Here is a 23,016-nt window from a genome sequence, read left to right as displayed (position 1 = left end):
GAGTCAGTGCCCGGCAACATGTAACGATCACGATCCGCCCTTCTCGGTAACAGCGTAAACGCTGCCGGATGGCACAGTGCCGCGGACAAGGTACTCGCCCTGTTCCGGCCAGAGGCGACGGCGGGGGGTGGCCGCGTACCCGCGGCGGCGCCGCCTCGGGAAGATCACCGAACCGGCGGTGACTGGCCCACTTCACGCCGGTGGAGCAGCCCGTCGCGCTCGATCAGGCCGTGGTGGACCCGCTACACCGCCGATGTGGCCGGGTGTAACGGGGCCAGCCGGTGGTGGGCGGGAGGGCCGCTGCCGTGAGCTAGTGCGGTGACCACTAACGTTCGCCGGGTTGGGCGGGTTGGGGAAGTGTCATACCGGGCACCGTGACCTGGTCGCGGCCGCCAGCATCGCCACCCGCACCCCGGGCGGCGGACCCACCACCCCTACCGCAGCGACTGTTCTGCTGCCGGAGGTGGTCACGCACCGTCGAGCAGGCCGGCACCTACCCGGCGCCGGCCAGTCCCGACGTGACCCCCGCCGCCCACGCGCGGCGCGAGGATCAGTTGGCCCGCGGAGGCCCGCCCCACCACCCAACGGTGGGGAGTCGCTCGCCTTCACGGCGAGGATCCACAACACGCCCGCCGCCACCCGGTGAACGTTAGTGGACACCGCACTAGGTGACCGCGCGCAGATTGCGGTCGGGGTGGCGGCGCAGCCGCTCCATGGCTCGCGCCGTCGCGTCATCGGCCGGCAGGAGAACGACCAGCTCCTGTGCGTCGGTTCTGGGCAACTCGAGCTTCTCCCGCTGCCAGCGAAGCTCCTGCGCGACGGGGTGGTTGAGCCGAAGCGGGACGTGCGGTGGGGGCAGGTGACGGTTGAGTCGTCGGGTGAACTCCGTCCCGGCCAGCGGGGCGAGCTCGGCCCTGAACCACTCGGAGGTCTCCGCGGACGGCCCGAGCCACAGTTCGAAGGCCCGCTCGTCGGCCACCTGGTCCCAGTCGGGGAAGAAGGCCCGGGCGTGCGGATCGGTGAACACGTAGCGCGTCAGGTTCGGCGTCCCGCTCTCGAGCAGCCCGGTCCCACGCATCAGCAGCTCGAACTCACTCGTGTGGGCGAGCACGTCACCGAGGCGGTTGGTGACGAATGCGATGCCGGGCTCGAGAAGGTGGAGGGTCTGCAACACGGTGGGCCGGACATGGCGGTTGGGCGGCACCGGCCGCCCGTGCCCGGGGCACCCCCCGCTGGTGATCTTGACTAGATGGCGCAGGTGGTTGCGCTCGGCGGCGTCGAGGCTCAACGCGTCAGCGAGAGCGTTGACCACGGCAGGGGACGGGTTGCGGTCTCGTCCCTGCTCGATGCGGGTGAGGTATTCGACGCTGATCCCCGCACGCGTGGCGAGGTCCGAGCGTCGTAGCCCGGGGGACCGGCGGCGGCCACGATCAGGCAGCCCGAACGACTCCGGCTGGATGCTGTCGCGCTTGGCACGGATGAAGTCGCCCAGCGGCGTGCTCATGTTCGGAGCCTAGCGCGGTCTCCCCCAGCCCCTCGACCTCGCAGGGTGGCCCCCCGGGGGCCAGCCTGAAGCCGGTCTGGTTGCCGTCGCCCGAACGATGGACCGTGGAGTCATGAGTGAGAAGCACAAGTTGGCCATCGTCGTCGGGAGCGTTCGAGAGGGCCGGTTCGGGCCGGTCGTCGCCTCCTGGGTCGCCGACCGGGCGCGCGAGCACGGCGGGTTCGACGTCGACGTCGTCGATCTCGCCGAGGCCGAGATTCCGCTGTCGTTGCCGGCGGTGTCACCGAGGTTCGCCGGCGACTCATACCCGCGCCCGGACGGAATGGCGTCCTTGACGTCCCGCCTGGCGGACGCGGACGCGTTCATCATGGTCACGCCGGAGTACAACCACAGCTACCCCGCGTCCCTGAAGGCCGCCATCGACTGGCATTTCACCCAGTGGACGGCCAAGCCCGTCGCCTTCGTCAGCTACGGGGGCCCGGCCGGCGGCCGCCACGCCGTCCTCCACCTGGAGAACGTGCTCACCGAACTGCACGCCGTGACGATCCGCGATGGTCTGGCCTTCCCGAACTACCGCACGGGGTGGGAGGACGGTCGGCCGCTGGACCCCCAGTCGTCCGGGTACGCCAAGACCCTGCTGGACCAGCTCGCCTGGTGGGCCGCCGCCCTGCGCGCGGCACGCGACTCGGTCCCGTACCCGGCCTGAGTGGTCACGCCAAGGAGTCACCAGGGCTGAGCGTGAGCGGCACAGCACTCGGTAGCTCCGCTGAACGTCACACCGGGGCCCAAACCGGACCGATGCCCTCCGGCCGTCTCCCGACGCGGAGACGGCCGGAGGGCATCCGTGATCGCCGGGTCGACATCCCGCACCTCGCACCGCTGTTGCCGGACCGCCGCCACGGTGTGGCAGCACCTCCGGCCGGGAACCCACCAACCCCGCCGCTCCTGCGGCAACGCCCGGCTCCCGCAGTGGTCGGGGTCACGTCGCCCGCCGGCCGGTCAGACGGTGATGACGACTTTCGCCCGCGCGTGCTCACCTTCGAGGTACCGGATGGCTTGGGGCACCTCGTGAAGTGGATAGGTCCGGTCGATGACCGGGGTGAGGCGGCCGGCCTCGGCGTGGCTGCGGAGTGTGTCGAGGTGTTGCCGGCTGGGTGCCGTGGTGAGGGTGACGATGCGCTGTCGGACGAAGGGCGCCAGCAGCCGCCCGCGCGCGATCAGCCAGATCGGTCCGACGAGGCTGCCGCCCCGGTACACGCCGCCACCGGAGAGCACCAGCGTCCCGGTCTTGGTCAGCGCCTGCCGGAGCGCGGTGAGCGAGCGGTTGCCGACCAGGTCGAACACGACCTCGTGGCGACGCGTGTCGTCGGCGAAGTCTTCGCGGGTGTAGTCGATGACGTGGTCGGCGCCGAGGGAGCGGACCAGGCCGACGTTGCGGGTGCTGCACACCCCGGTCACGGTCGCGCCGAGCGCCTTGGCCAGTTGGACCGCCAGGGTGCCGACGCCGCCGGAGGCGCCGTTGATGAGGACGCGGTGGCCGGGCTCCACCCGCCCGACGTCGCGGAGTCCCATGAGCGCGGTGATGCCGGCCAGCGGCAGGGCGGCCGCCTGCCGGGGCGTCAGGTTCGCCGGCTTCGGCGCGACCAGAGTCTCGGGCACGCAGACGTACTCGGCGAACGCACCGTTGGCGTCGCCAACGTCGCCGAAGACCGGGTCGCCCGGGCGGAACTGTCGAACCTCGGCGCCGACGGCCTCGACCCGGCCGGCGAAGTCGCGGCCACGGATGCGCGCCCGGGGCCGGGACCTCCCCATGGCCAACCGCGCCATCCGCGGATCGCCGCGCATGGCATGCCAGTCGTACGCGTTGAGCGCGGCAGCCTCGACCCGCACGAGCACCTCGTCGGCGGCGGGCACCGGCGCGGCGACGTCAGCGAGCGCAAGCGTTTCCGGCGGGCCGTATCGGTCCTGGACGATCGCCTTCATCTTCCCCTCCCCTCAAGGTGTACGGCGTACACCTCATGGAAGTACCGTAGGTGTACGCCGTACACCCGTCAAGGTGGTTATGGTTTCAACCGCCGCCGACAGACGAGGACCGAGATGGCTGAGCAGGTTGAGACGCTGCGCCGGACGCCGCTGAGCAGGGACCGCATCCTGCGTGCCGCCGTCGCGCTCGCCGACGAGGCCGGGACCGAGTCCCTCAGCATGCGCAACCTCGCCCAGGATCTGGGCGTCGTGCCGATGGCCCTCTACAAGCACGTGGCCAACAAGGACGAACTGCTCGACGGCATGATCGACGTGGTGGTCGGCGAGATCGACCCGCCGGCGCCCGACGCCGACTGGAAGCACGAGGTCCGCCGGCGCATCCTCTCGGCGCGGCAGGTGCTGCGGCGCCACCCCTGGGCGGCGCTCGTGATCGAGTCGCGGAACACGGCGACGCCGGTCATCCTCGCCTACCTCGACTCGATGGTCGGGACGTTCCGGGCCGGCGGGTTCTCGGCGGACCTCGCCCACCACGTGATGCACGCGATGGGCAGCCGGATCCTGGGCTTCAGTCAGGAGTTGTTCGACGCCTCCCGCCGCGCCGGCCGGTCCGGCACGACCGACCCCGACCCGCCGGCGGCCCTACCACCGGAGGTCGCCGCCCGGTTCCCGCACCTCGCGGAGATCGCCACGGCGGCATCGCACGACGACGAGTCGGTCGTGGGGCAGGGCTGCGACGACCAGTTCGAGTTCGAGTTCGCGCTGGACCTGCTGCTGGACGGCATCGAACGACTGCAACGGCAGGGCTGGACATCGTCGCGGCGACACCACTGAGACGGCCGGCCGTCTCCGGGTAGACATCCACGCAACTCACCGGACCGGGCTCGTCACCGCTTCGCGCGCCGCAGCGTCAGGACGCGGCCGACCAGGATCACCGCGGCCGCGCCGGCGCCGGCCAGCAGCAGCGGCAACACGGTGAGACGCCACGGCCATCGAGGCCCGCGTAGCTCCCGGTCCGGGACCGGGTACTGGAGGGACTTGGCGACCCAGCGGGCGGTGGCGACGTCGTAGGTGTGGCCGATGTCGCGCAGCGCGCCGTCGAAGGGAAACTCACCCGCGTCGTGCAGCGGGTCCACGGGGACCGACGCGTCGCCGAGGACGGCGGGCCCGCCGGAGGTGGCGTCGGGCACCAGCACCCGGTCGAAGCCCGGCTCCGCCGGGTTCCAGCCGGAGCGGGGCAGGAACGTCAGGCCGTGCCGGGAACGGATGGCCCGACCGTCGACGCTGAACGCCTCGAGGCGCGCCAGGTAGGACAGCTCGGTGTAGGGCCGGAAGGCGGCGGCCAGTTCGATCTCGCCCACGCCGTCGGCCAGCAGCACGCCCGTCGTCGGCCGGTCCCACCGGTAGGCGGCGCTCAACAGCGCCACCAGGTCACGCGGCGCCGGGCCCTCGCCGGCGATGGCGACCGGCTCGCCGGGTCGGTAGCCGGACCAGGCCAGCGCCCGGGAGACCCGCTCGGCCTCCCCGGGGCCGATGAGCCGCTCCACGACTCGGAGAGCGCCGTCGATCCCGGACAGCACGCCGGCGGTGGTGATGATGTCGCCGTCGTCGACGAACCGGACGCCCTCGGTCCAGTTCACGTCCGGATCGCTGCGTCGTAGCCCGATCAGCTTGAGCCAGTGCGAGGTGGCCGGCCGGCCGTCGAGGAGCCCGGCGTCGGCGAGCACCTCGGCGCCCACGCACACGCTCATCAGGAGCGGGGCTCCCTGCCGGCGCTGGGCACGCAGCCACCGCACCACGTCGGACGTGGGGCCGTGCAGCTGCGGCACGACGATGACGTCCGGCGGCTCGGCCGCCCGGGCCGCCAGCTCCGCGAAGCTCAGGTCGGGAACGAGGTCGAGACCGCCGGTCAGGGTCACCGGGTCGGATGTCGGCGCCACGGTCACCACGTTGAACCGGCCCGTCGCCGCGAACACCTCGTACGGCGCAAGGGTGTCCGCGACGTTGGCGCCGGCCGGGCCGAGCACGATGGCCACCGTGGGCCGGCCCGGGTCCAGGGCGGGCGCCGGACGCTCGGGCGCGGCTGCGCCCGAGACGCGCTCGGGGTAGACCCCGTCGGCCGCTCGCCGGGCGCCCAGCGTCCCGACGGCGGCGGGCACGACGAGCGCCGCCACCGTGACGATGACGATACGGGCGATACGTCTCCGCATGGGCCACAGCTCCTCGCTCGAGACGGTCTGGTGTGTGGTGCTGTCGACCGGGCCGGGGCGGCCCGGGTCAGCGGTGGACGAGTTGGTGGCGACGGCGCAGGAGCACGGCCAGCATGGCGGCCAGCGTGAGGAGGTGGACGGCGATCATCAACGACATCGATCCGATGACCCCGGTCCACACGAGGGGCACCAGGGCGACGGGCACGTACATGGCCGCGCACATCTCGAGGGTCGCGGCCCACGGGTGGCCGCGGACGCGCATCCAGACGGCCATGCCGATCGCCATGTCCGTCGCCATCAACAGGTAGGAGGCGCCGGGACGCTCGGCGAACGGGACGGTGAGTCCGATGGACGAGCGGAGGACGCCGATCACCGTCATGCCGACGGTCATCGCGATGACCATCTCGGCGAAGTGCCGGACCAGCGGGCGTACGACGCGCACGGGTCCGCGGCGGCGGTGGGCCGGCCGGGCCGGGTTGCTGGTTGCCATGAACCCACCGTGCGCGGCGGACGTCGTCGCGGCGAGGCTCGGCCGCGTCTCGGTCCGAATACTTGGGTCGGCTGTCCTACGGACCTGTCGCCGGTCGGCGACACGGCCCGTACCGTGGCACCGTGGGGACCACACGTCGCGTCCTGGTCGTCGGCTATCCCGCGGCCGAACTGCTCGACATCGCCTGCGTGACGGCGTCCCTCCAGATGGCCAACTACCTTCGAGGACACGCGATCTACGGGCTCCGGCTGGCCTCGCCCGGCGGCGCTCCGATCCGCACCGCGGCCGGGCTGGTGGTGAACGCCGAGATCGCGCTCGAGCGGGCTCGCGGACCGTTGGACACGCTCATCGTCTCCGGCGGGATCGGCTACGTGGACGCGATGCAGGACGACCGCCTCGTCGCCCACGTCCGTCGACTTGGTCGCGAGACACGCCGCGTCGCGTCGGTCTGCACCGGAGCCGGCGTGCTGGCCGCGGCAGGTCTGCTCGACGGACGGCGGGTCGCGACGCACTGGCACCACGCGGCCTACCTTCAGGGGCGGTTTCCGCGCGTGGAGTTCGACAGCGATCCCATCTTCATCGCCGAGGGCGACGTGTGCACCTCGGCGGGCGTGACGGCGGCGCTGGACCTCACGTTGGCGTTCATCGAGGCCGACGAGGGCCCGGCGCTGGCCAGAGACGTGTCGCGCCATCTGGTGACCTACCTCCAGCGACCCGGCAACCAGGCGCAGATGAGCATGTTCACGGCACCACCCGCGGTCCGGCACTCCCTGGTGCAGGACACCGTCTCGCACATCTCGTCGCACCTGTACGAGGATCTCTCCGCAGCTACGCTGGCCCGGCGCGCCGGGGTCAGCGAACGGCATCTCGCCCGGCTGTTCGTCAAGGAGATCGGCGTGACACCGGGCCGGTTCGTACGGCGGGCCAGGGTGGAGGCGGCCGCGCACCTGCTCACCGGTACCGATCTGACGGTGGAGGCGATAGCGGGCCGCTGCGGGTTCGGAACCGTCGAGGCCCTGCGCCAGGCGTTCGTCGGCACCTACGGCGTCTCGCCGTCGCACTACCGCGCCACCCAGTCCACCTCCGGCGACCGCACGGGCGCCGCGACGTCAACGGGCCGAGCGTCCTCGTAGGACGGTCGTTGGCCCACGGCAGCGGCGCCCGCAGCCGCGCCGAGATCACGACCCTGGGTCCGGCGTCAGCTCCGCGAGGCCCGCGTCGTCGGAGTCGGCGGCGGCCGACGACATCGCCCGGCTGTGAATGCGGCGCCGCCGGCCGGTTGCGACCTTCCCGGCCCGGCACGTCGCGGGGTAGCCCGCCGACTGACACCGGTGAGACCATCCATACATGCGAACTCGTAAATTTCTGCCACAACTCGCGGCCCGTTCGGCACTGGTCTTCATGACCCTCCTGGCCGCCGGCGGCGCCCCCGCCCTGCTCCCCTCGCCGGCCAGCGCCGCCGAGCCCGACCCGGTGCTGAACAAACCAGTGTTCAGCCGACCGCTGGGCTCGGTCGCCGAGCAGAACGCGATCTTCACGCAGTTGGCCCGGATCATCGACCGGGTCCCGGCGGGCGAGGAGATCCAGATGTCGTGGTTCCACTTCTCGTTCTCGGACGTGACCGACTCGGTTACCACCCCGGACATCCCCGACCGCCTCATCCGGGCGCACCAGCGGGGCGTCCGGGTGAAGATCATCGTCGACCAGTCCTCGGCGACCGGGCGCCCGTTCCAGCGGCTGCAACCGGTCCTCGGCTCGACCGACACCGCCGGCTCGTACATCGTGCACTGCGCGGACCGCTTCCCCAGCCAGGACCGCGGCTGCATCGGCACCCGGGCGATCCAGTACACCGACTCGACGGTCACCGCGTACAACCACAACAAGTTCCTGACCGCCTCGAAGGTCGTGCTCGACACCGGGGCGGTCGTGTCCAACGTGGTCTTCCAGGGCTCGGCGAACCTGACGTGGTGGGACGCGAACGAGGCGTACAACAACGGGGTGACGTTCAGCGACGCCAGCACGTACAACGCTTACCGGACGTACTTCGCGGACCTGCGCTCCCACCGGTACAGCTCGACCGGCGACAACGACTACTACTGGGTGACGCCGACCGGCAGCACCTACAAGGCGCACTTCTTCCCCCGCCGGGAACGGTCCGGCCAACCCATCTCCGACCCCGCCACCGACACCGTGGTGAGCATCCTGAACGCGGTGACCTCGTGCAGCTACGACGACGCGGGCATCCGCCGGCAGACCGACATCCGGGTCAACATGTACTCGTTCACCCGACCCGAGGTGGCCAAGCGGCTCACCGCACTGCGTAACGCCGGCTGCTGGGTCGACGTCGTCTACACCGAGGCGAACACCGCGGTGCTCAACGCGCTGGGCGGCAACATCCAGCTCACCAGGTGCAACTTCAACGTCGGCCCGGGGCTGGACATCCGCACCCACAACAAGTACATGCTGATCGACGGCGCGTACGACGACGACATCGTGCCACGGGTCTTCACCGGCAGTCACAACTACGCCGTCTCGGCCCTTCGGCAGGCCGACGAGACCCTGCTGCGGATCATGGGACGCGGCATGCACGACGACTACCTGCGCGACTTCTGGCACGTCCGGGACACCTGCCGGGCCCGCGGCGGAGCCGTCCGCTGAGCGTGACCCGGTCGAACCCGCGCGCGTCGCCCGGCGAGGACCCGGACCCGCCGGGCGAGGCGCCATCGCACCGGAGAGCTCCGGGGCTTCCGCGCTACTCCGGCCCAGGCCGTCGGCCCGGGCCGGAGCAGTGCCGCGGTTGTCGGCCTTCCTGATCAGACGAAGTTCACGTCGCTGCACCACATGTACGTCTGGTCGAGGTGCGATGCCTGCCAGATGACGAAGACGATGTGGTGTCCGGTGTACCCGGAGGTCGAGACGTTGAACGAGATGTTCTGCGCGGGCGCGTATCTCCCGGTCTGCGTGATGAAGTCGAGGGTCCCCCATCCGAGGCGCTGGGTGGCCGGGTTGAACCCGTTCTTGCTGACGTAGACCCGGAAGAAGTCAGCACCGTGGCTGGCCTGGTCGTACAGCTGGATCGTGAAGTTGCGGCTGACGTTGGTCGTCTTCCACGCTCCGGGCTGGTTCAGGCTGTCGTTCCTGGAGAGAGCGTTGCTGCACAGCTGCCCGTCAGGGGTACGGCCTTGGAAGTTCCCGCCGAGGCCGTCCCGCAGCGCGCTCATCCAGTTCCACATGGTGTCGGGGTTGGCCTGGAACGCCCGCCAGCACATGGGGTCCTGCTGCTGCATGGCCGGGTTGGTGTGGTTGCTTCCCCAGGTCTGCCAGCACTTGTAGGCGCGAGATGCCGGGTTGATGATGGTGCCATGGGCCTGGGCCGCACCGGTCCAGGGCAGCATGCCGACCATCATGGTGAGCAGCAGGACAGCCGCTCGAAGGGGCTGACGAAGGGCCGGCCGGGATCGCCCGCCGGATTGATCGGGCCTGCGTGAACGCATGGTACATCCTCCTTCTTCGGCGCTAGGGATCCGATGGGAGCGCTTCCAGGGACGAGCTTTACAGCTACCGGTCCGTATATCAACGTTTCTCGATTAATTTGATGGATTGAGTTGACCGGGGCCGTCGTCGGGTACGACTCACGGTTTGTCCGCTTCGGACCGACCCGAAGATCGGCCGCGGGCGATCAGAAGGTCGGCCCGGTCACTCGTTCCCCACCCCTGCCGGCAGGTTGACCCGGCCGGCATCACGCTGAGGATCGTCGATGTTGCCCGAGCGGCCCAGGCGTGCTGCAATGGCTCACATCGCCGCAGCGCGGGGGCAACCGCGCTGGGAACGGCCAGCACGGGAGCATCGCAGTGCCGGTAGCGCGCCGCTTGGGCAGACGCTCGCGCGCCGCATCGCCGGGCCATCTCCACGACGACGGGCACATATCCCGGGCAGATGTCCCCGCCGTACGTATCCCCGGTACGTGTCCCGCGGCGGCCGACGCGCTCGACGTCTGACACGCCGGGGCGTCCGATGCGGTCTGCCAACGCACCAGAACCGGCGACGAGGTGAGAAGCAGTCATGATTTCCCGGGAGAGTTTCGCGGGGTGGTACCGGAACCGCTTCGTGTGGGTGGCGGCGATCCTGGCGATGACGGCCGGCGCGGTCGTACTGGCCAACTCGACCGGCTCCGAGGCGGAGCCGGCGGATCTGCAAGCGCAGATCATGACCCGGATGCGGACAACGCTCGAACAGGCGGACCCGGGGCAACACAACCACGCTGGACACGACGTCCAGCAGCCGGCCACCGAGGAGGAGGCGAGGCCGACGGTGATCTGCGGGGTCCGCGTCTACGGCTACGAGCCGGCCGAGGTCACCGCGCTCGCCGACGTGCAGACCGTCTACGGCTTCCACCTCTGCGGGGTCGCCGAGCAGAAGCGCCCCTGGGACTGGGCGGTCAAACTGGCCGGCCCGGTGATCATGGACATGTCCACCGAGCCCCCGGGCATCCAGGTGGTCGAGGCGACCGCCGACGTCATGTTCGTCGACCGGCTGCGGGAGATGTTCCCGGACACGTACGCGGAGCTGGCGCTCAAGGAGGCGCTGGCCGACTCGGAAATGGCCGACCTGCGCCGCCGGTATGACGCCGCGGCCGGGCTCTGACCATGCCGGGTGGTTGTCCGGCAGTCGTCACGCAGGCGTTCGCGGATCTTCAGCGCGCCACAACGCTCTCCCATCGATGGCCATCACCTGCCATCATTGGCGGCAGCGTCCGCGGGACGGCTCGCCGGTGGAGCCGCTTGCGACGCTGTGGCGTTTGTGGCGCGCCGCACCGCCCCGGCTGACCCGCCCGGCCACAGGCAGGAAAGGATTCCCGTGGACGAGTTCGACTACGTCATCGTCGGAGCGGGATCGGCGGGCTGCGTGCTCGCCAACCGCCTCTCCGAAGACCCCGGCGCGCGGGTGCTGTTGATCGAGGCCGGCGGTGCGGACAGCCACCCTCTCATCAGGATTCCGAAGGGCTTCGTGCAGGTCATGGACAGCCCGAAGACCGCCTGGCACTACCCGGTCCGCCCGTTCGGGCCGACCGGCCGGGTCGAGGTGTGGCCGCGGGGTAAGGTGCTCGGCGGGTCGAGCTCGATCAACGGCATGGTCTACAACCGGGGCAACCGCGCCGACTACGACGAGATCGAACGGCTCGGCAACCCCGGCTGGGGCTGGGACACCGTCCTCCCGATTTTCAAGAAGATCGAGGACCACGAGCTGGGCCCCTCCGACGTACGCGGCGCCGGGGGGCCGCTGCACATCTCGGCGGTGGCGCCGGCGGAGTCCGACGAGCTGTGCGAGGAGACCATCGCCTCCGGTGTCGAACTCGGCTGGAAGCGCGAGCAGGACCTCAACGCCACCGACGACGAGCGCATCGGCTACACGATGGCCACCATCAGAAACGGCCGCCGGGTGAGCGCGGCCGCCGCCTTCCTCCACCCGGTCGCGCGTCGCCGCAACCTGACCATCGCCGTCAACACCCTCGTGCTGCGCATCCTGTTCGAGGGCGGCAAGGCCACCGGCGTGCGTACCCGGCGAGAAGGCCGGACGGTCGACTACGCGGCCACCCGCGAAGTGATCATCGCGTCGGGCAGCCTCGCGACCCCGAAACTGCTGCAACTGTCGGGCATCGGTCCCGCCGACCCGCTGCGGTCGGCCGGGGTGGACGTGCTCGTCGACAGCCCGAACGTCGGCGCCCGGTTGCGCGAGCACCGGTACTTCAAGCTGCAGTTCCGGCTCACCGAGAACCTCGGGTACAACCGGGTGCTCAACACCAAGCCCCGGCAGGCGATGGCTGGTGTGCGCTACCTGGTGACCCGCCGGGGGCCGCTCGCCCTCCCCGTCTACGACGTGACCGGCTTCTTCAAGACGCGCCCCGAACTCGACCGGCCCGACGCGCAACTGCTGGCGGCGCCGTTCTCGGCGGGCCCACAGGTGCCAGGCAAGCAGCTGCCGCTGGAGCGGGAACCGGGCGCGATGTGCCTGGGCACGATCCTGCGGCCGGACAGCGAAGGACGTGTGCGCATCACCTCGACGGACCCGGACGTCCCGTTGGAGATCGTGCCCAACTACCTCGCCACGGAACACGACCGGAGGGTCGGGGCGGACCTGTTCCGCCGGATGCGGGAGCTCTTCGCCACCGGCCCGATCGCGAAACGGATCAAGGCGGAGACGCTACCCGGCGCGGATCTGCGTAGCGACCAGGAGATCATCGACGCGGCGTTGGAGCACGGCTACTGCGGCTACCACGCGATGGGCACCTGCGCCATGGGCCCGAACGACGACGACGTGGTCGACTCCCAACTGCGGGTGCGGGGCGTGACCAACCTGCGGGTCGTCGACTGCTCCGTGCTGCCGGTCATGGTCTCCGGAAACCTCAACGGGCCGATGATGGCGATGGCCTGGCGAGCGGCGGACATCATCCTCGGGCGCGCCTGACGCGCGCCCGGTAGCCGGGCCTCCTCCATAGGTAGAGATCGCTTGTGGAGGCCAATAACATCGATGTCACCTGATGGGTTGCCGGCCCGAACGCCGGTCCCGGCACGACGGAGAGGACGCCGATGCGAGATTCTGACGAGGGCGTAGCCACCACGGAGCCCCACGCCACGGTCCTGTCCCGGCGGCGCGTGCTGCACGCCGGAGCGGCGGCGGCGACCGGTGGCACGTTGCTGATCGGCACCGCCGGGTCGGCCCAGGCGGCGCCGCGCCGCGGGCGGGCACCGGTGCGGGCCCGGGCCCTGATCCCCGGTGACCGGGTTCGGGTGGTGTCGCCGGGAGGCACGCCGGACCCGGCACTGATGGAGCGTGGCATCGAGATCCTCCGTGGCTGGGGGCTGGAGGTGGAGCTGGGCCAGCACGTCTTCACCCGCTACGGCTACCTGGCCGGCACCGACGCGCAGCGGCTGGCCGACGTGAACGCCGCGTTCGCCGACCCGGGCGTGCGGGCAGTCTTCGCCGCCCGTGGCGGCTACGGCACGCAGCGGATCGTGGACCGGATGACCATATCCGCCCTGCGTCGCGACCCGAAGGTAGTGGTCGGGTTCAGCGACATCACCAGCATCCACGGTCGGCTGTGGCGCGAGGCCGGCCTGGTCAGCTTCTACGGCCCGATGGTCAACTGGACGGACAGCCGGACCGGCCCGGACTCGGCCGAGTCGCTGCGCCGGGCGGTGATGACCACCGCGCCGATCACCATCAACCGGGATCCGGCCGAGACGGCCGCCTCGGTCATGGTGCCGGGCCGGGCGACCGGCCGGCTGCTCGGCGGGTGCCTGACCCTGATCTCGACCTCGCTGGGCGCCGGGGACGCCCCGGACTTCGACGACGCCATCCTGTTCTTCGAGGACGTGGACGAGGCGCCGTACAGCTACGACAGGATGTTGACCGAGCTGCGCCGGGTCGGCGTACTGGGCCGGGTTGCCGGGGTGGTTGTCGGCCAGATCACCAACAGCGTCGGCAGGCCCGGCGAGTGGGATGCGGCCGCGGTACTCAAGGACCGCCTCTACGACCTCGGCGTACCGGTGCTCGGCGGGCTCCGCCTCGGGCATGGCAACGGCCAGCTCACCGTCCCGCTCGGCGTCCAGGCCACGATCGACGCCGAGGCGGGGACGCTGACCGTGGAGCCTGGCGTCCGGTAGCCCGGACCCGTCCTACGGCCGGTCGTCCGGACAGCGGGTCGGGTGGCCGCCCGTGCGGTGGACGTAGTCGGTCACGGCGTGGTCCTGGCCGTCCTCGTTGCGTACCCGGGTGACGGTCGGGTGTCTCGGCCGGTGCGGGTAGCCGGCCGAGACCGATGCCGAGACGATCACCTGGCGGGAAGGCTCGAAAGGCACCATCAGCGCCGAGTTCATCGCCTGCCCGCCACCACCAACCGCACCGACCTGATCCGCTAGCTCAAGATCCGCTGGCGGATCAAACGCGACTACCGCGACGTTCGGCATCGGGTAGCGCGAGGGCGGATCACCGCGTCAGGTGACGTTGACCGCGACGTACTTGGTCTCCAGGTACTCCTCAATGCCCTCCCGGCCACCCTCGCGGCCGAACCCGCTGGCCTTGACGCCGCCGAAGGGGGCGGCGGCGTTCGACAGCACGCCCCGGTTGAGGCCGACCATGCCCACCTCCAGCCGTTCGCACACCCGCAGTGCCCTGTCCAGGCTGCGGGTGAAGACGTACGAGGCGAGGCCGTACTCCGAGGAGTTGACCTCGGCGAGCACATCCTCCTCGGTGGCGAACGTGGTGATCGGGGCGACCGGTCCGAAGATCTCCTCCCGCAGGATGATGCTGTGGGACGGCACGTCGGCGAGCACCGTCGGCGGGTAGAAGTAGCCCCGTCCGTCGTCGCGGCCGCCGCCGGTCACCAGCCTGGCGCCGTCCTGGACCGCCCGGTCGACGAGGCTGGCGACCTTGGTGACGGCGGTCCGGTCGATGAGCGGGCCGAGCGTGACGGACTCGTCCGCGCCACGGCCGACGACCAGAGCGCGGAAGCGGTCCGCGAGCCGGTCCGCGAAGGACCGGGCCACGGTTTCGTGGACGTAGAACCGGTTGGCGGCCGTACACGCCTCACCGTTGTTGCGCAGCTTGGCCTTCATCGCCTCGTCGACGGCCTGGTCAAGGTCCGCGTCGTCGAAGACGATGAACGGCGCGTTTCCGCCGAGCTCGACCGACACCCGCAGCAGCTGGTGCGCCGACTGCTCCGCGAGCTTCCGGCCGACGGCCGTGGAACCGGTGAAGGAGAGCTTGCGCAGCCGTGGATCGGCGATCAGGGGCGCGGTGAGCCGCTGGGGCGAAGAGGTCGGCAGCACCGAGAGCACGCCGTCGGGCAGGCCCGCCTCCGCCAGGATCTGGGCCAGGGCGAGCATGCTGAGCGGGGTCTGGGCGGCCGGCTTGACGATCATCGTGCATCCGGCGGCCACCGCTGGGCCGATCTTCCGGGTGCCCATCGCGAGCGGGAAGTTCCAGGGGGTGATGAACAGGCACGGCCCGACCGGCTGTTTCATCGTCCACAGGCGGGTCTGGCCGTCGGGGGCGGTGGACCAGGTGCCCGCGATGCGGACCGCTTCCTCCGAGAACCAGCGGAAGAACTCGGCGGCGTAGCGCACCTCTGCCCGGGACTCGCTCACCGGCTTCCCCATTTCCAGGGTCATCAGCAGGGCGAGCTCGTCGGCCCGGTCCACCATCGCCGCGTACGCCCGACGCAGGATCTCGCCGCGCTCGCGCGGTGGGGTCCGCGCCCAACCGGCCTGGGCGGCGACGGCCGCGTCCAGCGCCCGGGCGCCGTCCGCCGGCGTGGCGTCGGCCACCTCGGCGATCACCTGTCCCGTCGCCGGGTCCTCCACCGGCAGGGTGGCGCCGTCCGACGCCTTCGTCCAGGCGCCGGCGAGGAAGAGATCTGTGTGGACGTCGCTCACCACCGCCTGCTCGGCGGGGGTGAGGGCAGCGGCGGTCACTCCTCTCCCCCGGCGGCCAGTTCCTCGGCGAGGATCGGCACGGCGGTGGTCGCGGCGTGGATGCCGATGACGCTGGCGATCTCCATGACCTCGAGGATCTCGCCGGCCGTGGCGCCGTAGCCGACCGCGTTCCTCATGTGCAGCTTCAGACCCGGCACGTACAGGTGCGTCGCGGCGGCGTCGAAGGCGATGTAGACGAACTCCTTGACCTTGGGTTCCAGGACGCCCTTGCGCCACGGCACGGAGGAGAACTCGGTGTACGCCTCGAACAGCTCCGGGTCGAGTTCCAGCATCTCGTTCCAGAACTCGTGCCAGTACCCGCGGTTGGCGGTGAACTCGGCCTTGAGCCGTTCCTGGTGCTCGGTGAGCTCGGCGGGACCGGTGCGCAGGCCGGCCTCCTCGAGAACCTCGACCAGCAGCGGGACGCCGATGTTCATGGCGTGGATTCCGAGCGTGCTCGTCAGCTCGATGACCTCCATGATCTCCTGCGCCGTCGCGCCGTGGGAGAGTGCGGCCCGGATGTGCTGGCGGATGCCGGGCTCGTACAGGTGGGTCGCCGCCGCGTCGACGGCGATGTAGATGAGTTCCTTGGTCTTGGCGTCGAGGTGGTTCTTGCGCCACGGAACGGCGGAGAACTTCAGGTAGGCGGCGAGGAAGTCGGGGTCGAGCTTGAGGAGGCTCTCCCACATCGGCCCCCAGGTGCCCCGAACCTCGATGAATGTAGCCTTGAGCTGTTCCTGTTCAGCGGTGAGCGACACGGTGATTCCTCTGCCCGCGCTGGCGCGCGGGTGGGTAGACCGCCCGTTCGAGCGGGCGGGACGGCACAGATTATTCGAAGGACGCGAATATGGTCTGGGCTGCGGAGCGGACGTGGTCGGCGCAGAGCGCGGAGGCTCGCTCCGCGTCCTTCGCCTCGATCGCCTCCACCACCGCTCGCAGTTCGGACGCGGCCCCGGCGCGGCGCCCCGGCTGGGACAGCGACCGCGCCCGCAGCACCTGGACCTGACCTTGAATGCCTTCCAGCAGTTGCTTCAGCACGTCGCTGCGAGCGCCGGCGATGAGGACGCAGTAGAACGCGTCCTTCGCGGCGAGGAGCTCGCCGACCGGCGCCGGACCCGCGGAGACCTCGGCGAAGGCGTCGAACGCCGCGCGCAACGCGCGGACGTCGCCCTCGGAGGCACGGTGGGTGAACCGGTTGACGATGAGCGACTCGAGACCCGCTCGCACGTCGTAGAGGTCCTCCGCCTCGGATCGCGACAGGGTTCTGACCACCGCCCCCTTCTGCGGGATGGTGATGATCAGTCCTTCCGCCTCGAGTTCCCGCAGCGCTTCCCGCACCGTGGTCCGGGAGACGCCGAGCCCCTCCACCAGTTCGCGTTCCACCAGGCGCTGCCCCGGCTTCAGCCGGGCGTCGAGGATGGCCTGCCGCACCGCGTTCGTCACCTGCACGCGCAGGGGGGCGGCGGTGCGCTGCACACCCGCCGATGTCCACGACTGGGTCAGGCTCATGAGGTCCTCTTCAGCTGCCGAGCGATTGTCTGACAATAGTCTAGTCAGACTGTTCCGGCTGCTCGGCGATGCAGCGGGCCACCTCGGTGTGGTCGGCGCCCGGGCCCAGCCGTTGGTCGGCGCGGGCCCACTGCTCGATCGCCGCCTCGCCGAGGACACTCGGCAGGCCCACCTGCCGAGCGAGGTCGGCGGCGATCCGCATGTCCTTGAGCATCAGGCGCAGCGCGAAACCGGAGTCGAACGTGCCGGGCAGGATGAAGTTGGGCCACTTGTTCTCGGTCGAACCACTGCGCCCGCTGGAGCCGTTGATGATCTCCAGCAGCACGCTCGGGTCGAGGCCGAAGCGCTCACCGGCCAGGACGGCCTCGCTGGTCACCCAGAGATGGGTGGCCGAGAGGAGGTTGTTCAGGGCCTTGACCGCGTGACCGGCGCCCACCGGGCCGGCGTGCTTGACCACGCCCAGGTGTGCCAGGAGGCCGCGGGCGCGGTCGACCTGGGCCGACTCGCCGCCCACCATGATGGTGAGCGTGCCCGCGCGGGCGCCCTTGACGCCGCCGGAGACCGGGGCATCGATGAGGTCGACGCCCTCGCGCCCGCGGAGGTCGTCGGCCAACCGCCGCGTGCTCAGCGGTTCCGAGGAACTCATGTCGATCACGAGGGTGGTGGGCTTGAGGCTCGCCCGGATCTGCGACACCACGGCTTCGACGACGCCCGAGTCGGGAAGCATGAGGACGACGGCGTCGCTGCCGGCGACCGCCTCGTCCGGGGACGGGAACGCCCGCCCGCCGGCGGCGGTGAAGTCAGCCCGCGTGGCCTCGGAGATGTCGAAGCCCCGAACCGCCACCCCGGCCGCCACCAGCCGCCCGGCCATCGGCAGGCCCATGGCACCGAGGCCGATGAAGGCCACTGTGTTGTCAGTCATCGCCGCGCAGCTCCTTCAGGACCCGTTCGGCCACCCGGAAGGACTCCAGCGCGGCCGGCACTCCGACATAGATCGCGGTCTGCATGAGGGTTTCCTGGATCTCCTTCTCGGTCGCCCCGTTGTTGACCGCGCCCCGTACGTGGACGGCCAGTTCGTGGGAGCGGTTGAGCGCGGTCAGCATCGCCAGGTTGAGCAGGCTGCGGGTCTTGCGTTCCAAGCCGTCGCTCGACCACACAACGCCCCAGCAGTACTCGGTGACGAGCTCCTGGATCGGTCGCGAGAACTCGCTCACGCCGCCGAGGGACCGGTCGACATGTTCCGCGCCGAGGACCTCCCGCCGCACCTTGAGCCCCTGCTCGTAGGACTCCTCGTGGGTGCCCTGCGCCGTCATCTTGTCTGCTCCCTTCACTGTTCGGCCGAGGTGGTTCCGGCGGCGGGGTACTCGCCGCCGGCCACCGCTTCGGCCCACTCGGTCCTGCCGAGCGAGATCGCGGTATGGGTCATGAAGGCGTCCGGGGCGGCGCCGTGCCAGTGGCGCTCCCCGGCGGGGACCCAGACGGTGTCCCCCGCCCGGAGTACCTCGGGCTGCCCGCCGGCGGTGCAGATCAGGCCGCGGCCGGCGACGACCTGCAGGATCTGCCCGTGCTCGTGGCTGTGCCAGTACGTGCGCGCGCAGGGCGAGAAGGTCACGGTATTGATGGTCACGCCGTCCGTCGCCGGCATGGTCAGGTAGTTCCACACGTCGCCGGTGAACTGCGAGCCGGGCTTGCCGGCGGTGCCGGCCTGCTCCGCGGCGCGGGTGATCTTCATGCTGACTCCTTCGGATCGTGCAGGCGGATGCCGCCAGAGACGTCGCCGATCGCGTCCACGACGGTGTTGCTGATCTCCTCGGCGTACCCGAGGGCCTTGGCCAGCCCGAACGCCGCCATCGGCCCGGACGAGTGCAGGCTCGCCACCCCGAGCCCCGCGACGAGGTCGGTGTAGGCCATCACGTCCTTGAGCATCAGGGTGTTCGTGAGGCCACCCTTGAGGTAGTCGCCGTGGATGATCTTCGGGAAGCGGTTGAGGGTGGCGAAGTTGACGCCGGAGCTGGAGTTGAGCACGTCCAGCAGCACCTGCAGGTCCAGGCCGGCCTTCTTGCCCGCGACCATGACCTCGGCGGTGGCCGACAGCGCGATCGCGTTGAGGAAGTTGTTCAGCAGCTTCGCCGCGTGCCCGGCCCCGGAGCCGCCGAGGTGGAAGATCTTCGCCGCGAAGTGGTCGAGCACGGGCCGGATCCGGTCGAGGGCCTCCTGCTCACCACCCACCATGAGGGTGAGCTCGCCCTTCTCGGCGGCGGCGGCACCACCGGAGATGCCGGCGTCGACGTAGGGAACTCCCCGCTCGGCCAGGAGGCCGTGGATGCGGCGGGTGGACGCGGGGTCGGAGGTGCTCAGGTCGACGATGGTCTGCCCTGCCCGGGCCGCCGGCACCACGCCGTCGTCGCCGAGCATGACTGCCTCGACCACCCGGCTGCTGGGCAGCGACAGCAGGACGACGTCGGCGTTGCGGACGACGTCGACGGCGGACGCGGCCGGCGTCGCCCCGGCCTCCGCGACGCTCTTGGCCCGGGTGTCGAACCCGAGCACCTCGATGCCGTCCCGGATCAGGCAACCGGTCATCCGACCGCCCATGTTGCCCAGGCCGATGAAACCCACCCGCGGTCCGGTCACTGTCGTCCCCCCTGTGTGAAGTCGTCGCCGTACAACGCCCGGTCGACCGCGGCGGTGTCCCACGCGCCGGCACCGCCGGACGGCCGGACCGTGTTCAGCCGGGACGCCCCGCCGTCCGCCGAGACGACCTGGCCGGTCATGTAGGAGGCGTCGTCGCTGAGCAGGAAGGCCACCACCGACGCGATTTCCTCCGGCCGGCCGGCCCGCCGCAGCGGTGTCGTCGACGCCCGGCGTTCCATGTCGTTCTTGCCGCCGACCGTGGCGCCCCCGGCCGCGAAGAGCTCGGTCGGGACGATGCCCGGCGCCACGGCGTTGACCCGCACGCCGAGGGGGCCGCCGTAGAGGGCCGCGCCGCGCACCAGGCCGACGACGGCGTGCTTAGAGGTCTGGTACGCCAACAGATCCGCGCTGCCGCCGAGACTCGCGATGGACGCGGTGACCACGATGTGTCCGACCGCGCGCCGGTGCTGGAACTGCCGGAACGCGGCCCGGACGCCGAGGAACTGCCCGCGGACGTTCACCGCGTACACCCGGTCGAAGTCCTCGACAGTGACCTCCGGCAGCACGGCGAACCGCCCGAAGATGCCCGCGTTGAGGTGGAACAGGTCCACCTGGCCGAAGGCCGCCACCGCCTCGCTCATGTAGCGGTCGACGTCAGTCTCGCTGGATACGTCAGCGGTGACCGCGACGGCCTCGGTCGGCAGCGACTCGGCCAGCTCCCGGGCCGAGTCGCCGTCGATGTCGACCACGACCACTTTGGCGCCCTCCGCGGCGAGGCGCTCGGCCGAAGCCCGGCCCAGGCCGCCACCGGCGCCGGTTACCAGCGCCACCTTCCCATCGAAGCGGGACATCCCCGCGCTCACCTCCCCTTCTCCGTCATGCCCCGGCTCGACCGGCGCCCACCTGGCACGACGCACTCATCCGATCGTTGCGACCAGTCCGGCCAGTTCGCCCTCGCCGGTCACCGTCAGGCCGTCCAGCGTGCTCGGGTCGTGTCCCGGGATGAGGATGACGGCGTCCTCGGACACCATCTCCTTGATCCGGTCGAACCCGGCGTACATCGCTGGCAGGTCACTGACGAAGGCGAAGGGCAGGTCCCGCTCGAGTTCCTCGAAGTAATGAACCGCGTCCGAGGCGAGCAGGACGGCGCCGTCCGCGGTGTTCACCCGCACGACGCACTGGCCGGGGGTGTGCCCACCCACCTCCATCAACTCAATCCCGGGGGCGAGTTCCAGACGGCCGGAGAACGTCCGCGTCCGCCCCTCGTCGCGGGCCTTGGCCAACTCGTCGAGCTCCCGGAACTCCACCGAGTGGGCGAACTGCCGCCGGAACCGCATCTCGCCGGTCCAGAAGCGAAGTTCCGCCTCCGTCAGGACGACCTCGGAGCGCGGGAAGTAGTCCAGGTTGCCGATGTGGTCGTAGTGGGCGTGCGTCACCACGACCGTCGGCCGCGAATCACCGGTGATGCCGAGTGCCTCGAACGCCCGCCGAGGATCGACGAGGAACGTCCTGCTCCGCTTCTCGCCACCGGCTCTGGAGAAGCCGGTGTCGACGACCACCGTGCGGTGCTTGTTGCGGACGACCCAGAAGAAGTAGTCCATGTCCACGGCTTCGTCAGCCCGCCCGTAGATCGGGTAGTTGAGGTAGACCTCGCTCTTGCGCGCCGATCGGGTGCCGAACTTCACGACGAGCACCTGGTACGTGTCCGACTCCATCGCCTTCTCCCGACTATCCACTCCCCGCTCAGCTCGCCAGAACCGGCGCGGTTTCCGTCGGGCGCTTGGCCCGGTCCCAGTTCACGACCTCGGCGGACAGGTCGTTGTCCGAGCTCTCCGGGAGCCACTTCAGCACCGCGATCAGGGCGATGAGCGCAACCGTCACCTGGTAGAACGCGGGAGCGACGCTTGAGGAGAAGGTGGTAGCGAGCCAGGCGCCGATGTACGGACCCGGCCCGGCGATGAACGCGAGCGCGATGTTGAAGCCGATCGCGCTGCTCGACGACCGGGTGGACGCGGGGAACAGCTCGACGAGCATGACGACCGTGGTCACCGACACCAGGCTCTGCGCCGCGCCGAGCAGGAACAGGCCGAAGATGGTCAGCACCGGGTTGCCCAGCCCGATCATGGCGAAGACCGGAACCGGCAGCAGGACGTAGCCGATCGTGCCGAGGATGTTGAGCCGACGCCGTCCCATCCGGTCGGAGAGCCAGCCCGCCAGCGGGCACATGCACATGTACATCAGCAGGCCCGCGCCCGCCAGCAGGAGCGCCTCGGAGCGGGGCAGTTCCAAAGACACCTGGAGGTGATTCACCACATACGTGGCCAGGTAGTAGTAGCCGAGCCCCTGCACGGCGGCGAAGGCGATGGTCAGCAGGATGGCCTTGAGATTCCGCTTCGCGCCGTGGGCGAGCGGGGACTTCGCCACCTTCGCCGTCGCTTGCAGCTCGTGGAAGACCGGGGTCTCGTCCAGTCGGAGCCGGATCAGCAGACCCACAACCGCCAGCGGAGCGGCGAGCCAGAACGGGATGCGCCAGCCGAACGACTCCAGTTGCGCGTCGGTCAGGACGCTGTCGAGGAAGAGGGCCAGCATGCTGCCGGTGAGGGTGGCCAGCGCGGCGGTCGCCGAGATGACGCTGCCGTACCGCGCCCGCTTGTCCTTGGGGGCCCCTTCGATGAGGAAGGCGGCTGAACCGGTCCACTCACCGCCGGCGGACAGACCCTGGATGCAGCGCATCAGCACCAGGAGCACCGGGGCCCAGATCCCGAGGGACGAGTAGGTGGGGAGGAATCCGATGACGAGCGTGGCGGCGCCCATCGCCAGGACCGAGATCGCCAGCGCGGCCCGCCGGCCGTACCGGTCGCCGATCGGGCCGAGGATCAGGCCCCCGAGCGGCCGGAAGAAGAACCCGACGGCGAACACCCCGAGCGAGGCGAGGAGGGCGACGACCGGATCGTCGCCGACGAAGAACAGCTGACCGATGACGACCGCGAAGAAGCCGTAGACCGCGAAGTCGTACCACTCCATGAAGTTGCCGATGCCGACGGCAAGGGCTACCTGTCCCATTTTTCGCGGCTCGCTCTGCTGCACCGTCGCCACCATGGCTGCCTCCTTATCGATCGCCCGCCGGCGTGTTACGTGCTCATGTCAGAGACGCACCTCACACGCGTTTGTCGGACTGTATGACAATCCTACGGACAGGGCAAGATCTGCACTTCC

General features: G+C 70.5%; 23 protein-coding genes. 7 read left to right on the top strand and 16 right to left on the bottom strand.

The window, feature by feature from the left end; all coding sequences use genetic code 11:
- Nucleotides 1-664: 664 nt before the first annotated feature.
- Nucleotides 665-1,504 carry a helix-turn-helix domain-containing protein gene (locus AC1WTP_RS22085; protein WP_481651170.1) on the bottom strand — a complete coding sequence of 280 codons (840 nt, stop codon included), beginning with the start codon at nt 1,502-1,504 and terminating at the stop codon, nt 665-667.
- 112 nt (nt 1,505-1,616) lie between these two features.
- Here AC1WTP_RS22085 and AC1WTP_RS22080 point away from each other — a divergent pair, with 112 nt between their 5' ends.
- Entirely contained in the window at nt 1,617-2,210 is a 594-nt protein-coding gene (locus AC1WTP_RS22080; protein ID WP_481651169.1) for an NADPH-dependent FMN reductase, read from the top strand.
- Between the two features lie 293 nt (nt 2,211-2,503).
- Here AC1WTP_RS22080 and AC1WTP_RS22075 read toward each other — a convergent pair whose 3' ends face one another.
- A complete protein-coding gene (locus tag AC1WTP_RS22075; RefSeq protein ID WP_481651168.1) occupies nt 2,504-3,487 on the bottom strand; it encodes an NAD(P)-dependent alcohol dehydrogenase in 984 nt (327 codons plus the stop codon).
- 114 nt (nt 3,488-3,601) lie between these two features.
- Here AC1WTP_RS22075 and AC1WTP_RS22070 point away from each other — a divergent pair, with 114 nt between their 5' ends.
- Nucleotides 3,602-4,318, top strand: a complete 717-nt coding sequence (locus AC1WTP_RS22070; protein WP_481651167.1) for a TetR/AcrR family transcriptional regulator — start codon at nt 3,602-3,604, stop codon at nt 4,316-4,318.
- A gap of 53 nt (nt 4,319-4,371) precedes the next feature.
- On the opposite strand, the gene AC1WTP_RS22065 is transcribed toward AC1WTP_RS22070, so the two are convergent.
- Together AC1WTP_RS22065 and AC1WTP_RS22060 are read right to left on the bottom strand one after the other, a co-directional pair.
- Nucleotides 4,372-5,694, bottom strand: coding sequence for a DJ-1/PfpI family protein (locus AC1WTP_RS22065; RefSeq protein ID WP_481651166.1), 1,323 nt, complete (start codon nt 5,692-5,694; stop codon nt 4,372-4,374).
- A 67-nt stretch (nt 5,695-5,761) separates the two neighbouring features.
- Entirely contained in the window at nt 5,762-6,184 is a 423-nt protein-coding gene (locus AC1WTP_RS22060) for a hypothetical protein (protein WP_481651165.1), read from the bottom strand.
- A 122-nt stretch (nt 6,185-6,306) separates the two neighbouring features.
- Between AC1WTP_RS22060 and AC1WTP_RS22055 the strand changes: the two genes are divergently transcribed.
- Nucleotides 6,307-7,317, top strand: a complete 1,011-nt coding sequence (locus AC1WTP_RS22055) for a GlxA family transcriptional regulator (RefSeq protein ID WP_481651164.1) — start codon at nt 6,307-6,309, stop codon at nt 7,315-7,317.
- Nucleotides 7,318-7,531: 214 nt separating this feature from the next.
- Nucleotides 7,532-8,842, top strand: coding sequence for a phospholipase D-like domain-containing protein (locus tag AC1WTP_RS22050; RefSeq protein WP_481651163.1), 1,311 nt, complete (start codon nt 7,532-7,534; stop codon nt 8,840-8,842).
- Between the two features lie 155 nt (nt 8,843-8,997).
- On the opposite strand, the gene AC1WTP_RS22045 is transcribed toward AC1WTP_RS22050, so the two are convergent.
- On the bottom strand, nt 8,998-9,579 hold the full coding sequence (locus AC1WTP_RS22045) for a lytic polysaccharide monooxygenase auxiliary activity family 9 protein (protein WP_481651162.1): 582 nt from the start codon (nt 9,577-9,579) through the stop codon (nt 8,998-9,000).
- A 667-nt stretch (nt 9,580-10,246) separates the two neighbouring features.
- Here AC1WTP_RS22045 and AC1WTP_RS22040 point away from each other — a divergent pair.
- The 3 genes from AC1WTP_RS22040 to AC1WTP_RS22030 all read left to right on the top strand — a co-directional run bounded on the left by AC1WTP_RS22040 (nt 10,247) and on the right by AC1WTP_RS22030 (nt 13,848).
- Nucleotides 10,247-10,828 carry a hypothetical protein gene (locus tag AC1WTP_RS22040; RefSeq protein ID WP_481651161.1) on the top strand — a complete coding sequence of 194 codons (582 nt, stop codon included), beginning with the start codon at nt 10,247-10,249 and terminating at the stop codon, nt 10,826-10,828.
- 213 nt (nt 10,829-11,041) lie between these two features.
- Entirely contained in the window at nt 11,042-12,649 is a 1,608-nt protein-coding gene (locus AC1WTP_RS22035) for a GMC family oxidoreductase (RefSeq protein WP_481651160.1), read from the top strand.
- A 122-nt stretch (nt 12,650-12,771) separates the two neighbouring features.
- On the top strand, nt 12,772-13,848 hold the full coding sequence (locus AC1WTP_RS22030; protein WP_481651159.1) for a S66 peptidase family protein: 1,077 nt from the start codon (nt 12,772-12,774) through the stop codon (nt 13,846-13,848).
- A gap of 12 nt (nt 13,849-13,860) precedes the next feature.
- Here AC1WTP_RS22030 and AC1WTP_RS22025 read toward each other — a convergent pair whose 3' ends face one another.
- The 11 genes from AC1WTP_RS22025 to AC1WTP_RS21975 all read right to left on the bottom strand — a co-directional run bounded on the left by AC1WTP_RS22025 (nt 13,861) and on the right by AC1WTP_RS21975 (nt 22,899).
- Nucleotides 13,861-14,151 (bottom strand): hypothetical protein, encoded by a 291-nt coding sequence (locus AC1WTP_RS22025; protein ID WP_481651158.1) that lies wholly within the window; start codon nt 14,149-14,151, stop codon nt 13,861-13,863.
- A gap of 27 nt (nt 14,152-14,178) precedes the next feature.
- Entirely contained in the window at nt 14,179-15,657 is a 1,479-nt protein-coding gene (locus tag AC1WTP_RS22020) for an NAD-dependent succinate-semialdehyde dehydrogenase (RefSeq protein WP_481651157.1), read from the bottom strand.
- Nucleotides 15,654-16,415, bottom strand: a complete 762-nt coding sequence (locus tag AC1WTP_RS22015; protein WP_481651156.1) for a carboxymuconolactone decarboxylase family protein — start codon at nt 16,413-16,415, stop codon at nt 15,654-15,656. Before AC1WTP_RS22015 ends, AC1WTP_RS22020 begins: the two co-directional genes overlap by 4 nt.
- A gap of 70 nt (nt 16,416-16,485) precedes the next feature.
- On the bottom strand, nt 16,486-17,166 hold the full coding sequence (locus AC1WTP_RS22010; RefSeq protein ID WP_481651155.1) for a GntR family transcriptional regulator: 681 nt from the start codon (nt 17,164-17,166) through the stop codon (nt 16,486-16,488).
- Nucleotides 17,167-17,206: 40 nt separating this feature from the next.
- Nucleotides 17,207-18,088 carry an NAD(P)-dependent oxidoreductase gene (locus tag AC1WTP_RS22005; protein ID WP_481651154.1) on the bottom strand — a complete coding sequence of 294 codons (882 nt, stop codon included), beginning with the start codon at nt 18,086-18,088 and terminating at the stop codon, nt 17,207-17,209.
- A complete protein-coding gene (pcaC, locus tag AC1WTP_RS22000; RefSeq protein WP_481651153.1) occupies nt 18,081-18,479 on the bottom strand; it encodes a 4-carboxymuconolactone decarboxylase in 399 nt (132 codons plus the stop codon). The genes AC1WTP_RS22005 and pcaC overlap by 8 nt, the downstream gene beginning before the upstream one ends.
- Nucleotides 18,480-18,493: 14 nt before the next feature.
- Nucleotides 18,494-18,898, bottom strand: coding sequence for a cupin domain-containing protein (locus AC1WTP_RS21995; protein WP_481651152.1), 405 nt, complete (start codon nt 18,896-18,898; stop codon nt 18,494-18,496).
- Entirely contained in the window at nt 18,895-19,800 is a 906-nt protein-coding gene (locus tag AC1WTP_RS21990; RefSeq protein WP_481651151.1) for an NAD(P)-dependent oxidoreductase, read from the bottom strand. The genes AC1WTP_RS21995 and AC1WTP_RS21990 overlap by 4 nt, the downstream gene beginning before the upstream one ends.
- Nucleotides 19,797-20,651, bottom strand: a complete 855-nt coding sequence (locus AC1WTP_RS21985; protein ID WP_481651150.1) for an SDR family NAD(P)-dependent oxidoreductase — start codon at nt 20,649-20,651, stop codon at nt 19,797-19,799. Before AC1WTP_RS21985 ends, AC1WTP_RS21990 begins: the two co-directional genes overlap by 4 nt.
- Nucleotides 20,652-20,717: 66 nt before the next feature.
- A complete protein-coding gene (locus tag AC1WTP_RS21980) occupies nt 20,718-21,515 on the bottom strand; it encodes an N-acyl homoserine lactonase family protein (RefSeq protein ID WP_481651149.1) in 798 nt (265 codons plus the stop codon).
- Nucleotides 21,516-21,543: 28 nt separating this feature from the next.
- Nucleotides 21,544-22,899, bottom strand: coding sequence for an MFS transporter (locus AC1WTP_RS21975; protein ID WP_481651148.1), 1,356 nt, complete (start codon nt 22,897-22,899; stop codon nt 21,544-21,546).
- Nucleotides 22,900-23,016: the final 117 nt, after the last annotated feature.

The sequence above is a fragment of the Micromonospora sp. R311 genome (genome assembly GCF_056780015.1).
This window is presented reverse-complemented; position numbering and strand designations above follow the sequence as displayed.

Bases quoted from the DNA above. Each gene is read 5' to 3' on its own strand.
- AC1WTP_RS21980 (WP_481651149.1), bottom strand. From the start codon at position 21,515: ATGGAGTCGGACACGTACCAGGTGCTCGTCGTGAAGTTCGGCACCCGA.
- AC1WTP_RS21975 (WP_481651148.1), bottom strand. From the start codon at position 22,899: ATGGTGGCGACGGTGCAGCAGAGCGAGCCGCGAAAAATGGGACAGGTA.
- AC1WTP_RS22030 (WP_481651159.1), top strand. From the start codon at position 12,772: ATGCGAGATTCTGACGAGGGCGTAGCCACCACGGAGCCCCACGCCACG.
- AC1WTP_RS22005 (WP_481651154.1), bottom strand. From the start codon at position 18,088: ATGACTGACAACACAGTGGCCTTCATCGGCCTCGGTGCCATGGGCCTG.
- AC1WTP_RS22070 (WP_481651167.1), top strand. From the start codon at position 3,602: ATGGCTGAGCAGGTTGAGACGCTGCGCCGGACGCCGCTGAGCAGGGAC.
- AC1WTP_RS22080 (WP_481651169.1), top strand. From the start codon at position 1,617: ATGAGTGAGAAGCACAAGTTGGCCATCGTCGTCGGGAGCGTTCGAGAG.
- AC1WTP_RS22075 (WP_481651168.1), bottom strand. From the start codon at position 3,487: ATGAAGGCGATCGTCCAGGACCGATACGGCCCGCCGGAAACGCTTGCG.
- AC1WTP_RS21995 (WP_481651152.1), bottom strand. From the start codon at position 18,898: ATGAAGATCACCCGCGCCGCGGAGCAGGCCGGCACCGCCGGCAAGCCC.
- AC1WTP_RS22025 (WP_481651158.1), bottom strand. From the start codon at position 14,151: ATGCCGAACGTCGCGGTAGTCGCGTTTGATCCGCCAGCGGATCTTGAG.
- AC1WTP_RS22085 (WP_481651170.1), bottom strand. From the start codon at position 1,504: ATGAGCACGCCGCTGGGCGACTTCATCCGTGCCAAGCGCGACAGCATC.
- AC1WTP_RS22060 (WP_481651165.1), bottom strand. From the start codon at position 6,184: ATGGCAACCAGCAACCCGGCCCGGCCGGCCCACCGCCGCCGCGGACCC.
- AC1WTP_RS22050 (WP_481651163.1), top strand. From the start codon at position 7,532: ATGCGAACTCGTAAATTTCTGCCACAACTCGCGGCCCGTTCGGCACTG.
- pcaC (WP_481651153.1), bottom strand. From the start codon at position 18,479: ATGACGGCGCAGGGCACCCACGAGGAGTCCTACGAGCAGGGGCTCAAG.
- AC1WTP_RS22045 (WP_481651162.1), bottom strand. From the start codon at position 9,579: ATGCTGCCCTGGACCGGTGCGGCCCAGGCCCATGGCACCATCATCAAC.
- AC1WTP_RS22040 (WP_481651161.1), top strand. From the start codon at position 10,247: ATGATTTCCCGGGAGAGTTTCGCGGGGTGGTACCGGAACCGCTTCGTG.
- AC1WTP_RS22010 (WP_481651155.1), bottom strand. From the start codon at position 17,166: ATGAGCCTGACCCAGTCGTGGACATCGGCGGGTGTGCAGCGCACCGCC.
- AC1WTP_RS22065 (WP_481651166.1), bottom strand. From the start codon at position 5,694: ATGCGGAGACGTATCGCCCGTATCGTCATCGTCACGGTGGCGGCGCTC.
- AC1WTP_RS21985 (WP_481651150.1), bottom strand. From the start codon at position 20,651: ATGTCCCGCTTCGATGGGAAGGTGGCGCTGGTAACCGGCGCCGGTGGC.